Source organism: Streptomyces sp. NPDC126499 (assembly GCF_040302485.1).
Taxonomy (GTDB): Bacteria; Actinomycetota; Actinomycetes; order Streptomycetales; family Streptomycetaceae; genus Streptomyces.
Window position 1 is genome coordinate 87,856 of the sequence record NZ_JBEOUO010000013.1, and the last position, 13,874, is coordinate 101,729.

Annotated in this window: 14 protein-coding genes; 9 read left to right on the forward strand and 5 right to left on the reverse strand. The window is 72.3% G+C overall.

Going from position 1 to position 13,874, the window contains the following annotated elements; genetic code table 11:
* The first annotated feature begins 64 nt into the window (after window positions 1-64).
* The 4 genes from ABTZ91_RS20630 (at window position 65) to ABTZ91_RS20645 (ending at window position 2,825) form a co-directional block, all read left to right on the forward strand.
* Complete coding sequence (locus ABTZ91_RS20630; protein ID WP_352078628.1) at window positions 65-1,276, forward strand: phosphoglycerate kinase; 1,212 nt, start codon at window positions 65-67, stop codon at window positions 1,274-1,276.
* A gap of 7 nt (window positions 1,277-1,283) precedes the next feature.
* Window positions 1,284-2,060: a triose-phosphate isomerase gene (gene tpiA, locus ABTZ91_RS20635; protein WP_352078629.1), complete on the forward strand. Its 777-nt coding sequence runs from the start codon at window positions 1,284-1,286 to the stop codon at window positions 2,058-2,060.
* 121 nt (window positions 2,061-2,181) lie between these two features.
* Window positions 2,182-2,412 carry a preprotein translocase subunit SecG gene (gene secG, locus ABTZ91_RS20640; protein WP_345489513.1) on the forward strand — a complete coding sequence of 77 codons (231 nt, stop codon included), beginning with the start codon at window positions 2,182-2,184 and terminating at the stop codon, window positions 2,410-2,412.
* A 77-nt stretch (window positions 2,413-2,489) separates the two neighbouring features.
* Window positions 2,490-2,825, forward strand: a complete 336-nt coding sequence (locus tag ABTZ91_RS20645) for an RNA polymerase-binding protein RbpA (RefSeq protein WP_003957010.1) — start codon at window positions 2,490-2,492, stop codon at window positions 2,823-2,825.
* A gap of 58 nt (window positions 2,826-2,883) precedes the next feature.
* Here ABTZ91_RS20645 and ABTZ91_RS20650 read toward each other — a convergent pair whose 3' ends face one another.
* On the reverse strand, window positions 2,884-3,738 hold the full coding sequence (locus ABTZ91_RS20650) for a MurR/RpiR family transcriptional regulator (RefSeq protein WP_352078630.1): 855 nt from the start codon (window positions 3,736-3,738) through the stop codon (window positions 2,884-2,886).
* Window positions 3,739-3,812: 74 nt separating this feature from the next.
* On the opposite strand from ABTZ91_RS20650, the gene ABTZ91_RS20655 reads away from it, so the two are divergent.
* The 5 genes from ABTZ91_RS20655 to ABTZ91_RS20675 all read left to right on the forward strand — a co-directional run bounded on the left by ABTZ91_RS20655 (window position 3,813) and on the right by ABTZ91_RS20675 (window position 9,356).
* The gene (locus ABTZ91_RS20655) at window positions 3,813-4,739 is read left to right on the forward strand and encodes a BadF/BadG/BcrA/BcrD ATPase family protein (RefSeq protein WP_352078631.1); all 927 of its coding nucleotides are present in this window, start codon (window positions 3,813-3,815) and stop codon (window positions 4,737-4,739) included.
* Window positions 4,740-4,851: 112 nt separating this feature from the next.
* Window positions 4,852-5,616 (forward strand): SIS domain-containing protein, encoded by a 765-nt coding sequence (locus tag ABTZ91_RS20660; protein WP_352078632.1) that lies wholly within the window; start codon window positions 4,852-4,854, stop codon window positions 5,614-5,616.
* A gap of 79 nt (window positions 5,617-5,695) precedes the next feature.
* A complete protein-coding gene (gene pgi, locus ABTZ91_RS20665; RefSeq protein ID WP_352078633.1) occupies window positions 5,696-7,351 on the forward strand; it encodes a glucose-6-phosphate isomerase in 1,656 nt (551 codons plus the stop codon).
* A 5-nt stretch (window positions 7,352-7,356) separates the two neighbouring features.
* On the forward strand, window positions 7,357-7,845 hold the full coding sequence (locus ABTZ91_RS20670; protein ID WP_407077998.1) for a PH domain-containing protein: 489 nt from the start codon (window positions 7,357-7,359) through the stop codon (window positions 7,843-7,845).
* Window positions 7,842-9,356: a PH domain-containing protein gene (locus ABTZ91_RS20675; protein WP_352078634.1), complete on the forward strand. Its 1,515-nt coding sequence runs from the start codon at window positions 7,842-7,844 to the stop codon at window positions 9,354-9,356. Before ABTZ91_RS20670 ends, ABTZ91_RS20675 begins: the two co-directional genes overlap by 4 nt.
* Window positions 9,357-9,375: 19 nt before the next feature.
* Here ABTZ91_RS20675 and pgl read toward each other — a convergent pair whose 3' ends face one another.
* From pgl to tal, 4 genes are read right to left on the reverse strand one after another with little or no spacing between them, the layout of a single operon-like run.
* Window positions 9,376-10,158: a 6-phosphogluconolactonase gene (gene pgl, locus ABTZ91_RS20680; protein ID WP_352078635.1), complete on the reverse strand. Its 783-nt coding sequence runs from the start codon at window positions 10,156-10,158 to the stop codon at window positions 9,376-9,378.
* Entirely contained in the window at window positions 10,155-11,222 is a 1,068-nt protein-coding gene (gene opcA, locus ABTZ91_RS20685; protein WP_352078636.1) for a glucose-6-phosphate dehydrogenase assembly protein OpcA, read from the reverse strand. Before opcA ends, pgl begins: the two co-directional genes overlap by 4 nt.
* On the reverse strand, window positions 11,219-12,751 hold the full coding sequence (zwf, locus tag ABTZ91_RS20690) for a glucose-6-phosphate dehydrogenase (protein ID WP_352078637.1): 1,533 nt from the start codon (window positions 12,749-12,751) through the stop codon (window positions 11,219-11,221). Before zwf ends, opcA begins: the two co-directional genes overlap by 4 nt.
* Before the next feature lie 4 nt (window positions 12,752-12,755).
* Window positions 12,756-13,874, reverse strand: coding sequence for a transaldolase (gene tal, locus ABTZ91_RS20695; protein WP_352078638.1), 1,119 nt, complete (start codon window positions 13,872-13,874; stop codon window positions 12,756-12,758).

Below are 13,874 nucleotides of genomic sequence, written 5' to 3' on the forward strand. Positions count from 1 at the left end.
GATGACGCACTGCGCGAGCCCTGTGTCGTGTGCTCCATCGCGTGTACCAAGGAGTCAGGAACAGATGAAGACGATCGACGAGCTGCTCGCCGAGGGCGTATCCGGCAAGCGGGTGTTCGTCCGCGCCGACCTCAACGTGCCCCTCGACGGCACCACCATCACCGACGACGGCCGCATCCGCGCCGTCGTCCCCACCGTCAAGGCGCTCGCCGACGCCGGCGCCCGCGTCGTGGTCGCCTCGCACCTGGGCCGCCCCAAGGGCGCCCCGGACCCGGCGTTCTCGCTCGCCCCGGCCGCTCGGCGGCTGGGCGAACTGCTCGGCGCCGACGTGGCCTTCGCCACCGACACCGTCGGCGAGTCGGCCACGTCGACCGTCGCGGGCCTCGCCGACGGCCAGGTGGCCGTCATCGAGAACCTCCGCTTCAACGCCGGCGAGACCGCCAAGGACGACGCCGAGCGCGGCGCTTTCGCGGACAAGCTGGCCGCGCTCGCCGACGTCTACGTCGGCGACGGCTTCGGCGCGGTCCACCGCAAGCACGCCTCGGTCTTCGACCTTCCGGCCCGCCTCCCGCACGCCGCCGGCTACCTCATCGCCACCGAGGTCGGCGTCCTCAAGAAGCTCACCGAGGACGTCAAGCGGCCCTACGTCGTCGTCCTCGGCGGCGCCAAGGTCTCCGACAAGCTCGGCGTGATCGACCACCTCCTGGAGAAGGCCGACCGCATCCTCGTCGGCGGCGGCATGGCCTACACCTTCCTCAAGGCCCAGGGCCACGAGGTCGGCATCTCGCTCCTCCAGGAGGACCAGATCCCGGCCTGCCAGGGCTACCTCGAGCGCGCCAAGGAGCGCGGCGTGGAGTTCGTGCTCCCCGTCGACGTGCTCGTCTCGGCCGAGTTCCCGGACCTGAAGACCAAGGCCCCGGCCAACCCGACCACGGTCGCCGTGGACGCCATCCCGGCCACCGAGGAGGGCCTGGACATCGGCCCCGAGACCCGCAAGCTGTACGCCTCGAAGCTCGCCGACGCGGCCACCGTCTTCTGGAACGGCCCCATGGGCGTCTTCGAGCACCCCGACTACGCCGAGGGCACCAAGGCCGTCGCCCAGGCGCTCGTCGACTCCCCGGCCTTCACCGTGGTCGGCGGCGGCGACTCCGCCGCGGCCGTCCGCCAGCTGGGCTTCGACGAGAATGCGTTCGGCCACATCTCGACCGGCGGCGGCGCGTCCCTCGAATACCTCGAGGGCAAGACGCTTCCCGGCCTCGCCGCACTGGAGGACTGACCCCTTTATGAGCACCCGTACCCCGCTGATGGCGGGCAACTGGAAGATGAACCTCAACCACCTCGAGGCCATCGCCCACGTCCAGAAGCTCGCCTTCGCGCTGACCGACAAGGACTACGACGCCGTCGAGGTCGCCGTCCTCGTCCCCTTCACCGACCTGCGCTCCGTGCAGACCCTGGTCGACGGCGACAAGCTGAAGATCAAGTACGGCGCCCAGGACCTCTCGGCGCACGACTCCGGTGCCTACACCGGCGAGATCTCCGGCGCGATGCTGGCCAAGCTGAAGTGCGCCTACGTGACCGTCGGCCACTCCGAGCGCCGCCAGTACCACGCCGAGACCGACGAGGTCTGCAACGCCAAGGTGAAGGCCGCCTTCAAGCACGGCCTGACCCCGATCCTGTGCGTCGGCGAGGAGCTGGACGTCCGCGAGGCCGGCAACGCCGTCGCGCACACCCTCACCCAGGTCGAGGGCGGCCTCAAGGACGTCCCGGCCGAGCAGGCCGAGACGATCGTGATCGCCTACGAGCCGGTCTGGGCCATCGGCACCGGCAAGGTCTGCGGTGCCGAGGACGCCCAGGAGGTCTGCGCGGCCATCCGCGGCAAGCTCGCCGAGCTGTACTCGCAGGAGCTGGCCGACAAGGTCCGCATCCAGTACGGCGGCTCCGTCAAGGGCGGCAACGTCGCCGAGATCATGGCGCAGGCCGACATCGACGGCGCGCTGGTGGGCGGTGCCTCGCTGGACGCCGACGAGTTCGTCAAGATCATCCGCTTCCGCGACCAGTGATGATCGCGCGCTGACGTTGTAGAGCGGTGACGACGATCCGTCGTACCCTTGCGGGGGTCGGGCAGGTACCCTGTCCGACCCCCGTCCGTATAAGTCCGAGGAAGTTGGTCCAGCCGTGGTTATGGGGTTCTCGATCGCCCTGATCGTCTTCAGTGCGCTGCTGATGCTGCTCGTGCTGATGCACAAGGGGAAGGGCGGCGGCCTCTCCGACATGTTCGGTGGCGGCATGCAGTCGTCCGTCGGCGGCTCCTCGGTCGCCGAGCGCAACCTGGACCGCATCACCGTCGTGGTCGGTCTGCTGTGGTTCGCGTGCATTGTCGTACTTGGTCTTCTGGTGAAGTTGGACGGGTAACTCCAACCACTGGACGCGCGTTGGGCCTTACGTAGACTGGGGCATCTTCGAGCACCATCACGCAGGGAGTTACGACCGTGGCAAGTGGCAACGCGATCCGGGGAAGCCGGGTCGGAGCGGGGCCGATGGGCGAGGCCGAGCGAGGCGAGTCGGCACCGCGTCTCCGCATCTCCTTCTGGTGCTCGAACGGGCACGAGACCCAGCCGAGCTTCGCCAGCGACGCACAGGTCCCCGACACCTGGGACTGCCCGCGCTGTGGCTTCCCGGCCGGCCAGGACCGGGACAACCCGCCGGACCCGCCCCGCACCGAGCCGTACAAGACGCACCTCGCGTACGTACGGGAGCGGCGCAGCGACGCGGACGGCGAGGCGATCCTCGCCGAGGCGCTCGCCAAGCTCCGGGGCGAGATCTGACGTGACATGAAGGGCCCTGCCCGCGAACGGACATCGCGGGCAGGGCCCTTTGCGCCTCCTACCGCCGGTGGTCGTCGGCGATGTGCGCGGTGAGCGCCAGAGCCGCCGCGGCCCGCGGATAGGTCAGCTGCGCCACCCGCGCGTACAGGCAGTCGAGGATCAGCAGCACCGAATGCCGGGTGCCGAAACCGCCGTGCCGGAAACCGGTCGGGGCGGCGGTCGACGTCAGATGGGTTCCCGCCGCGCGGGCCACCGGCGAGCGCGGATCGGCCGTCACGGCGACGGTGGCCGCGCCCCGCTCGGCGGCCAGGCGCAGCGGCGCCAGCACCTCGCGGGTGGCCCCCGAATGGGACAGCGCCACGACCGTGTCCGCGGGCGTCAACAGGGCCGCCGAGGTCTCGGCCGCGTGCACCTCGGTCCAGGCGCGGGCCTCACAGCCGATGCCGAAGAGCCGGGCCTGCGTCTCCAGGGCCAGCACACCGGAGGCGCCGACGCCGTAGACGTCGATCCTGCGGGCCCGGGCGAGGGCGCGGGCGGCGCGCTCCAGGGCGTCGAGGTCCAGCTGCTCGGTCGTCGCGCGCAGCGCCTGGAGATCGGCGCGGGCCACGGCGGCGACGACCGTGTCGAGGGGGTCGTCGGGGCCGATCTCCGGCCCCAGCGGGCGCGGTTCCTCCCCCTCGGCGCTCTCCTGTCCCTCCTCGCGGGCGAGTTCGAGCAGCAGCCGCTGGTACGAGTCGAGCCCCAGAGCCCGGCAGAACCGGGTCACCGTCGCCTGCGAGGTGCCGGTCCTGCGGCCCAGCTCCGCCGCCGACACCCCGGCGACCCGCGCCGGGTCGGCGAGGACCCAGTCGGCGACCTTGCGCAAGGAGCCGGACATCCGGGGGAGTTCGGAGCGGATCAGGGCGGTGATCATGTCTTCGCTGACGGCCTTCCGGTCGGGGCGCGGGTCTTGTGGCCGGGTGAATCTATCAACCACCATGCGGACTGATGGACGAATCCGGGATTCAGCACAGCGCCCCTCACGTCGTGGGCGTCGACGCCGGCGGTACGCGCACCAGGGCCCGGCTCGCCGACGCGGCGACCGGCCGGACCGTGGGGGAGGGGGTCGGAGGACCCGGCAACGCGCTGAGCGTGCCGGAGGCGGCGCTCGTACGGCACCTGGCAGACGCCCTCCGTGGAGCGGGAGCACACCGGGTGCCGGTCCGGGCGGTCGTCGGCGGCTTCGCGGGCGGCGGCCCCGGCGGCGGGTGCGCGAGGGCGCTCGCGGCCCTGACCCGCGCGTTCACCGAGATCGGTGCCGAGGCGCCGGAGCGGATCGAGATCCGGGGAGACGCCGAGGTCGCCTTCGCGGCCGGTCCCGGCGCCCCCGCCGACGGGCTCGTCCTCATCGCCGGGACGGGGGCGACGGGAGCGCGGGTGCGGGGGCGGCGCATGGTGGCCGCCGCGGACGGTGACGGCTGGCTCCTCGGCGACGCGGGCAGCGGCTTCTGGCTGGGGCGGGAGGCGCTGCGGGCGGTGCTGCGGGCACTCGACGGGCGCGGCCCCGCCACGGCCCTCGCGGAGCCGGTCGGCGAGCTGTGCGGCGGCCTCGGAAAGGAACGTCTCGTCGGGTACGCGTACCGGGCGCACCCCGTGCGGCTCGCGGAGCTGAGCCCGCTGGTGGTGGCGGCCGCGGAGGCGGGGGACGGGGTTGCGGCGGGGCTTCTTGACGGCGCGGCGGACGAACTGGCCGGGACGGTACGGGCCTTGCGGCCGACGGCGGGGGAGCCGCTGGTGGTGACGGGCGGGTTGCTCGGGCCCGGAGGGCCCCTGCTGGGACGCCTTGCCGGGCGCGTCGCCGAGCTGGGGCTGCGGCCGAGTCCGGTGCGGGACGGGGTGGGAGGTGCGGTGGCGCTGGCCCGGTTGCCGGGATGACAGGTGTCGTGGCGGGCGGCGCGCTCGCGCTCTTGACGCACCGTCGGCGGACTGGTTCATTGAGCCGACTGCATCGTGAGTTCTGGGTTGATTCAACCGAAGGGTGGTCGTGATGGAGCACCACGGCGTAGGCGCCGCTCCGTTCGTCGAGCTGGCGCGGAGCGCCGTCGACCGGGTCGTCGACGGCAACAAGGACGGCGTCGCCCGCGCCGCGCGGCTTGTCGCCGACTGCGTCGCGGCCGACGGGGTCGTCCACGCGTTCGGGACCGGGCACTCGCAGGCCGCCGCGCTCGAAGTCGCCGGGCGGGCCGGGGGACTGGTGCCGACGAGCCGGATCGCGCTCGCCGACCTCGTCCTGCGCGGCGGAGAGGACCCGGCGATCCTGCGCGACCCGCTCCTGGAGCGCTCCCCCGGACTCGCCGACCGGCTCTACGCGCTGGCCACCCCGCGGCCCCAGGACCTGTTCGTGATCATCTCCAACTCGGGGGTCAACAACGCGGTCGTCGACTTCGCCCTCAAGGTGACCGGCGCCGGACACCCCCTGGTCGCCCTCACCTCCCTGGAGCACACCCACGCCGTGCCCGCCCTGCACCCGAGCGGCAAGCGGCTCGTCGACCTCGCCGACGCCGTCCTCGACAACGGCGCACCCGCCGGCGACGCCGTCCTGCCGCTGCCCGGCGGCGGCGCCCTGTGCGGGATCTCCACGCTCACCTCGTCCCTGCTCGTCCAGATGGTCGTCGCCGACGCGGTCGCCCTGCTGCTCGCCGACGGGATCGAGCCGCCCGTGTACGTCTCGGCCAACCTTCCCGGCGGCCACGAGCGCAACGCCCGGCTGGAAGCCCGCTACGCGGGCCGGCTGCACCGTGGCGGACACTGAACGCACGCCCGATCAATTAGGTTGGAGGGGCAGCGGGGCACCCACGCAGGACATGGAGCAGGACGAAGAAATGGGCGAGATGACCAACGCAGGCCGCACCAGGCTCAACCAGCTGCCCGAGTGGGCGGCCCTCGGCAAGCACCGCGAGCAGCTCGGTGACACCCACCTGCGCGAGCTGTTCGCCGCCGACCCCCGGCGCGGCACCGGGTACGCGCTGCGCGTCGGCGACCTGTATCTGGACTATTCCAAGCACCTGGTGACCGACGAGACCCTGCGGCTGCTCCGCGACCTGGCCGCCGCCACCGGTGTCGCCGAGCTGCGCGACGCCATGTTCCGCGGCGAGAAGATCAACAACACCGAGGACCGGGCCGTCCTGCACACCGCGCTGCGCGCCCCGCGCGACGCGGTGATCGAGGTCGACGGCGTCAACGTCGTCCCCGAGGTGCACGCCGTCCTCGACAAGATGGCCGCCTTCGCCGACAAGGTCCGCGCCGGCGAGTGGACCGGGCACACCGGAAAGCCCATCAGGAACATCGTCAACATCGGCATCGGCGGCTCCGACCTCGGTCCCGCCATGGCCTACGAGGTGCTGCGCGCCTACACGAAGCGGGATCTGACCTTCCGTTTCGTGTCCAACGTCGACGGCGCCGACCTCCACGAGGCCGTGCGCGACCTCGACGCCGCGGAGACCCTGTTCATCGTCGCGTCGAAGACCTTCACCACCATCGAGACCATCACCAACGCCACCTCCGCCCGCGACTGGCTCCTCACCGAGCTGCGGGCCGGTCAGGACGCCGTCGCCCGGCACTTCGTGGCCCTGTCGACCAATGCCGAGAAGGTCGAGGACTTCGGCATCGACACGGCGAACATGTTCGAGTTCTGGGACTGGGTCGGCGGCCGCTACTCGTACGACTCCGCCATCGGCCTGTCCCTGATGATCGCCATCGGACCCGAGCGCTTCCGCGAGATGCTCGACGGCTTCCACCTCGTCGACGAGCACTTCCGCACCGCCGCCCCGGAGGAGAACGCCCCACTGCTGCTCGGCCTGCTCGGCGTCTGGTACGGGGCCTTCTTCGACGCCCAGTCGCACGCCGTACTGCCGTACTCGCACTACCTGTCGAAGTTCACCGCCTACCTCCAGCAGCTCGACATGGAGTCCAACGGCAAGTCCGTGACCCGCGACGGGCAGCCCGTCGACTGGCAGACCGGGCCCGTGGTCTGGGGCACCCCCGGCACCAACGGCCAGCACGCCTACTACCAGTTGATCCACCAGGGCACCAAGGTCATCCCGGCCGACTTCATCGGCTTCGCCCGGCCCGTCGAGGACCTGCTGCCCGGCCTGGTCGCCCAGCACGACCTGCTGATGGCCAACTTCTTCGCCCAGACCCAGGCCCTCGCCTTCGGCAAGACGCCCGAGGAGGTACGGGCCGAGGGCGTGCCGGAGGAGCTCGTCCCGCACAAGACCTTCCACGGCAACCACCCGACGACGACGATCCTCGCCGACGCGCTGACGCCGTCCGTGCTCGGCCAGCTCGTCGCCCTCTACGAGCACAAGGTCTTCGTGCAGGGCGCCGTGTGGAACATCGACTCCTTCGACCAGTGGGGCGTCGAACTCGGCAAGGTGCTCGCCAAGAGGATCGAGCCGGTGCTCACCGAAGGCGAGGGCGGCGAACGGCTCGACTCCTCCACCGCCGGGCTCGTCTCCGCCTACCGCGCGCTGCGCGGCCGGAGCTGACCGACGTGACCGTACGGCTGCGCCCGCCGAGGAACGCCGTCGACCGGCGGGCCGTCGCCTGGTGGCGGGCGCAGCTGCTCGTGGCCAGCGCCGTGCCGGTGGCCGTCCTGGCCGTGCTCGGGGTCTTCCTGGAGCCGGCCAGGACCTGGCTGCTCGGCGCCGCCGGCGCGGTCGCGGTCCTCGCGCTCGTCTGCACCGCGGTCCTGCCCGGCTGGTGGTTCCGGGTGCACCGCTGGGAGGTCACCGAGGACGCCGTCTACGTCCGCACCGGAGCCTTCTGGCAGGAATGGCGGATCGCCCCCATGTCCCGGATCCAGACCGTCGACACCGTGCGCGGCCCCCTGGAACAGATGTTCCGACTGGCCACCGTCACCGTCACCACGGCCTCCTCCAAGGGCGCCCTCCGCATCGAAGGACTCGACGACGAACTCGCCGCCGGGCTCGCCGAACGGCTCACCTCCCTCACCCAGGACACCCCGGGAGACGCCACGTGAGCGAGGAGTGGCGGCGGCTCGCGCCCCGTACGCTGCTCGCCGGAGCCGTGGTGCTGTGCGGGATCGCCGGCGGCGCCGCGCTGCCCGCCACCCTGAGCCTCGCCGGATCCCGGCCGCTGTGGCAGGCCCTCGCCTGGGTGCTCGCCGGCGCCGTGCTGCTCGTCGGCGGCGGCAGCGCCGCCGACTGGATCCGGCTGCGCCGCACCCGCTACCGGATCGGCCCCGAGCGGGTCGACCTCCACACCGGACTCCTCGTCGTCAAACAGCGCTCCCTGGCCCGCGAACGCATCCGCAGCGTCGACCTCACCGCCAACCCCCTCGAACGGCTCCTCGGCCTCGTCAAGGTCAGGATCGGCACCGGCGAGCACAGCGGCGGCGAGTCCACCCTCGAACTGGACCTGGTCACCCGCGCCGAGGGCGAACGCCTCCGCCGCACCCTGCTGGAACGATCCGTCGCCGCGGACCCCGGCCACGACGGCGTCCTCGCCGCCCTCGACCCCCGCTGGATCCGCTACGCCCCCGTCTCCTTCGTCGCCCCGCTGCTCGGCGGCGCGGCCGCCGGGGCCGTCCTGCAGGTCAGCGACTGGTTCGGCGCCCAGGACGAGGTCCTGAACTGGATAGGGGACCGCTTCGAGGACGTCTCGCTCGCATGGATGATCGTCGACCTCGTGCTCCTCGCCACCGTCGCCGGCGTGATCGGCGCCCTCGGCCTGTGGGTCGAGATGTGGGCGAACTACCGCCTGGAACGGGAGCCCGGCGGCACCCTGAGGGTCCGCAGGGGCCTGCTCACCGCCCGCTCGGTCTCCCTGGAGGAACGCCGGCTGCGCGGCGTCGAGCTGGTCGAACCCCTCGGCGTACGGATGGTGCGCGCCGCCCGCGTCGACGCCGTCGCCACCGGCCTCGCCCAGCGCGACGACGACAAGCACGCCGACCTCAAGAACCTGCTGCCGCCCGCGCCCCGCGCCGTCGCCGACCGGGTCGCCGCCCAGGTGCTCCGCGAGGCCGAGCCGCCCACCGGCGCCCCGCTCGCCCCGCACCCGCCGGCCGCCCGCACCCGGCGGCTGCGCCGGGCGCTCGGGGCCGCGCTCGGCCCGGCCCTGCTCCTCGCCGTCCTCGGCGTCCTGCTCACTCCCGTGCTGCTGTACGTGGCCGCCGGGGTCGCCGTCGTCCTCGTCCCGCTCGCCGTCCTGCTCGCCCTCGACGCCTACCGCAACCTCGGACACGGCGTCAGCGGCGCCTACCTCGTGACCCGTTCCGGCACGGTCCGTCGCTCCACGGTCGCCCTCCAGCGCGCCGGAGTCATCGGCTGGACCGTCCGGCAGTCCTGGTTCCAGCGGCGCGCCGGGGTGCTCACGCTCAGCGCGACGACGGCCGCGGGGGAGGGCGCGTACCACGTGCACGACGCCGGCGAGAGCCAGGGCCTCGCCTTCGCCGACGCGGCCGTACCGGGGCTGCTCACGCCCTTCCTGGAGGACGCCGAGGACGCCGAGGCCCCGCTCACCGTGCGGTGAGCGGGGCCCAGGGGTGTCCTCAGACCGAGGGCTTCGGATACAGGCTCCGCGGCAGCTCGGACGCGGCCGCCGCGTCCAGCAGCCACAGGGTGCGCGAGCGGCCCCGGGCGCCCGCGGCGGGGGCCTGGACCTCGCCCGCGCCGGACAGGGCGACGGCCGCGGCCTTCGCCTTGTCCTCGCCGGCCGCGAGCAGCCAGACCTCCTGCGCGGCCCGGATCGCCGGCAGCGTCAGCGAGATCCGGGTCGGCGGCGGCTTCGGCGCGCCGTGCACGCCCACCACCGTCCGCTCGGTCTCGCGGACCGCCGCGAGCTCCGGGAACAGCGAGGCCACATGCGTGTCCGGGCCGACGCCCAGCATCAGCACGTCGAAGGCCGGCACCCCGCCTTGGTCGCCGGGACCGGCCGCCGCCGCGAGCTCCGCCGCGTAGGCCGCCGCGGCGGCGTCCACATCGGAGCCGTACGGGCCGTCGGAAGCCGGCATCGCGTGCACCCGCGCCGGGTCCAGCGGGACGCCGTCGAGCAGCGCCTCGCGGGCCTGGGTGACGTTGCGCTCCGGGTCGCCCTCGGGGAGGTACCGCTCGTCGCCCCACCACAGGTCGAGCCGCGACCAGTCGATCGCGTCCCGGGCGGGCGCCGAACCGAGCGCCGCGAGCAGCCCGTTGCCGTTGCGGCCGCCGGTGAGCACCACCGAGGCGGAGCCGCGGGCGGCCTGGGCGTCCACGATCTTCGTGATCAGCCGGGCCGCGGCGGCCTGGGCCATCAGCTCCTTGTCGCGGTGCACGACCAGCTGAGGAGTGCTCACTTGGCCGCCGCCTTCTTGGCCTGGGCCTTCTTCGCGGCGGGCTTGGCGGCCTGGGCGTCCTCCGGCGCCTCGGCCGGCACCGGGGCTATGGCCTCGGCCTCGGCCTCGGGCTCCGGGACGGGAGCGGTGGTCGCCGCCTCCTCGTCCAGACGCTCCAGGCCGAACTTCAGCGCCGAGGCGTAGGTGTCGTCCGGGTCGAGCCGGCGCAGCTCCTCCGCGATCAGCTCGGCCGTCTCACGGCGCTTGAGCGCCACGGCACGGTCCGGCTGGCCCTGGATGGACAGCGTGGCGAGCGAGCCGTCCGCCCGGTCGAGGACGATCGGACCGGTGCTGGTCTCCATCCGTACGGAGGTGAGACCCGGGCCGGTCGACTTCGAGCGCCGCACCGGGACCTTCAGCCGGTCCGCGAGCCACATCGCGAGCAGCTCGACGCTCGGGTTGAACTCCTCGCCCGCGACCTCGGCCGAGGTCACCTCGCAGGCGACCTGGTCGAGCGCGGCGGCCAGCATCGAACGCCACGGGGTGATCCGGGTCCACGACAGGTCGGTGTCGCCCGGGGTGTACGCGTCCGCGCGCGCCGCCAGCTCCAGGATGGGCTGCTCGGCGGCGTACGTGTCGGTCACCCGGCGCTGGGCGAGCGCGCCCAGCGGGTCCTTCGCCGGGTCGGTCGGCGCGTTCACCGGCCACCAGACGACGACGGGCGCGTCCGGCAGCAGCAGCGGCAGCACCACCGACTGGGCGTGGTCGACGACGTCGCCGTACAGCCGCAGCACGACCGTCTCGCCGGTGCTGGCGTCGGCGCCGAGGCGGACCTCGGCGTCGAGCCGTGCCTGGGCGCGGTCCCGCGGGGTCCGCGAGACCCGCTTGATGACGACGAGGGTCCGCGAGGGGTGCTCGCGGGACGCCTCGTTGGCCGCCTTCAGCGCGTCGTAGGCGTTCTCCTCGTCGGTGACGATGACGAGGGTGAGGACCATGCCGACGGCCGGGGTGCCGATGGCCCGCCGCCCGAGCACCAGCGCCTTGTTGATCTTGGAGGACGTGGTGTCCGTCAGGTCGGTCTTCATGGCCGGCGCCAGCTCCTGCCGTCTCGTGCGAGCATCTCGTCCGCCTCGACCGGGCCCCAGGTCCCGGCCTCGTACTGCGCGGGCTTGCCGTGCCGGTCCCAGAACTGCTCGATCGGGTCGAGGATCTTCCAGGACAGCTCGACCTCCTCCACCCGCGGGAAGAGGTTGGAGTCGCCGAGCAGGACGTCGAGGATGAGCCGCTCGTAGGCCTCCGGGCTGGACTCGGTGAAGGACTCGCCGTAGGCGAAGTCCATCGACACGTCCCGGATCTCCATCTGCGTGCCCGGCACCTTCGACCCGAACCGCACCGTGACGCCCTCGTCCGGCTGGACGCGGATCACGATGGCGTTGCGGCCGAGCTCCTCGGTCGCCGTGTGGTCGAAGGGGGAGTGCGGGGCGCGCTGGAAGACCACCGCGATCTCGGTGACCCGGCGGCCGAGCCGCTTGCCCGTCCGCAGGTAGAAGGGGACGCCCGCCCAGCGGCGGTTGTCGATCTCCAGCTTGACCGCCGCGTAGGTGTCGGTCTTCGACTGCGGGTCGATGCCCTCTTCCTGGAGGTAGCCGACGGCCTTCTCGCCGCCCTGCCACCCGGCGGTGTACTGCGCGCGCACCGTGTGCCGGCCCAGGTCCTCCGGCAGCTTCACCGCGCCGAGCACCTTGGTCTTCTCGGCCGCGAGCGCGTCGGCGTCGAAGGAGGCGGGCTCCTCCATCGCGGTCAGAGCGAGCAGCTGGAGCAGGTGGTTCTGGATGACGTCACGGGCGGCGCCGATGCCGTCGTAGTAGCCGGCGCGGCCGCCGATGCCGATGTCCTCAGCCATGGTGATCTGCACGTGGTCGACGTACGACCGGTTCCAGATCGGCTCGAAGAGGGTGTTGGCGAAGCGGAGCGCCAGGATGTTCTGGACGGTCTCCTTGCCGAGGTAGTGGTCGATCCGGAAGACCGCGTCCGGCGGGAAGACCTCGTGGACGACCTCGTTGAGCTCCTTGGCGGAGGCCAGGTCGTGCCCGAAGGGCTTCTCGATGACCGCACGGCGCCAGGAGCCGTTCTTCTGGTCGGCGAGCCCGTGCTTCTTCAGCTGCTGCACGACCAGCGGGAAGAACTTCGGCGGCACGGACAGGTAGAAGGCGAAGTTGCCGCCCGTGCCCTGCGCCTTGTCCAGCTCCTCGATGGTGGACTTCAGCTGCTCGAAGGCGTCGTCGTCGTCGAAGTCGCCCTGGACGAAGCGCATCCCCTGGATCAGCTGTTGCCACACCTCCTCGCGGAACGGGGTGCGGGCGTGCTGCTTGACGGCGTCGTGGACCTCCTGGGCGAAGTCCTCGTCCTGCCACTCGCGCCGGGCGAAGCCGATCAGCGAGAAACCCGGCGGCAGCAGACCACGGTTCGCGAGGTCGTAGACGGCGGGCATCAGCTTCTTACGGGACAGGTCACCCGTGACACCGAAGATCACCAGACCCGACGGCCCCGCGATGCGCGGGAGCCGTCGGTCTGCGGCGTCACGGAGCGGGTTGGCTCCGGTGACTGCGCTCAAGGTGTTACGCCTCCGAAGGTGCGAGGCGCTGCAGCTCCGCCTCGGTCGACTTGAGCAGGTCGTTCCAGGAGGCCTCGAACTTGTCGACGCCCTCGTCCTCCAGGACCTGGACGACATCGTCGTACGAGATGCCGAGCGCGGCGACCGCGTCGAGGACCGCGCGGGACTCGTCGTACGTGCCGCGGATGGTGTCGCCGGTGACCTCGCCGTGGTCGGCGGTGGCCTCCAGGGTCGCCTCCGGCATGGTGTTGACGGTGCCCGGGGCGACCAGGTCGACCACGTACAGGGTGTCCTTGTACGCCGGGTCCTTCACGCCGGTCGAGGCCCACAGCGGACGCTGCTTGTTGGCCTGCGCCTTGTCGAGGGCGGCCCAGCGCTCGGAGCCGAACACCTCCTCGTACGCCTGGTAGGCCAGACGCGCGTTCGCCAGGGCGGACCTGCCCTTGAGGCCCTTGGCCTCGTCGGTGCCGATCGCGTCGAGGCGCTTGTCGATCTCGGTGTCCACGCGGGACACGAAGAAGGACGCCACCGAGTGGATCTTCGACAGGTCGAGGCCGCGCTCGCGGGCCTTCTCCAGGCCCGCCAGGTAGGCGTCCATGACCGCGCGGTAGCGCTCGAGGGAGAAGATCAGCGTCACGTTGACGCTGATGCCGAGGCCGATGACCTCGGTGATCGCCGGCAGGCCCGCCTGGGTGGCCGGGATCTTGATGAGGGTGTTGGGACGGTCCACCAGCCAGGCCAGCTGCTTGGCCTCGGCGATGGTGGCCGCCGTGTCGTGGGCCAGACGGGGGTCGACCTCGATGGACACCCGGCCGTCCTGGCCCTGGGTCGCGTCGAAGACGGGCCGCAGGATGTCGGCGGCGTCCCTCACGTCAGCCGTCGTGATCATGCGGATGGCCTCTTCGACGGTCACCTTGCGGGCGGCGAGGTCGGCCAGCTGCTGGTCGTAGCCGTGCCCCTCGGAGATGGCCTTCTGGAAGATGGACGGGTTGGTGGTCACACCCACCACATGGCTCTGGTCGATGAGCTCGGCCAGGTTGCCGGACGTGATCCGCTGACGCGAGAGGTCGTCCAGCCAGATCGCGACGCCTTCGTCGGAGAGGCGCTTGAGAGCGTCTGTCAT

Bases quoted from the DNA above. Each gene is read 5' to 3' on its own strand.
- ABTZ91_RS20630 (WP_352078628.1), top strand. From the start codon at position 65: ATGAAGACGATCGACGAGCTGCTCGCCGAGGGCGTATCCGGCAAGCGG.
- tpiA (WP_352078629.1), top strand. From the start codon at position 1,284: ATGAGCACCCGTACCCCGCTGATGGCGGGCAACTGGAAGATGAACCTC.
- secG (WP_345489513.1), top strand. From the start codon at position 2,182: ATGGGGTTCTCGATCGCCCTGATCGTCTTCAGTGCGCTGCTGATGCTG.
- ABTZ91_RS20650 (WP_352078630.1), bottom strand. From the start codon at position 3,738: ATGATCACCGCCCTGATCCGCTCCGAACTCCCCCGGATGTCCGGCTCC.
- ABTZ91_RS20655 (WP_352078631.1), top strand. From the start codon at position 3,813: ATGGACGAATCCGGGATTCAGCACAGCGCCCCTCACGTCGTGGGCGTC.
- ABTZ91_RS20660 (WP_352078632.1), top strand. From the start codon at position 4,852: ATGGAGCACCACGGCGTAGGCGCCGCTCCGTTCGTCGAGCTGGCGCGG.
- pgi (WP_352078633.1), top strand. From the start codon at position 5,696: ATGACCAACGCAGGCCGCACCAGGCTCAACCAGCTGCCCGAGTGGGCG.
- opcA (WP_352078636.1), bottom strand. From the start codon at position 11,222: ATGAAGACCGACCTGACGGACACCACGTCCTCCAAGATCAACAAGGCG.
- tal (WP_352078638.1), bottom strand. From the start codon at position 13,874: ATGACAGACGCTCTCAAGCGCCTCTCCGACGAAGGCGTCGCGATCTGG.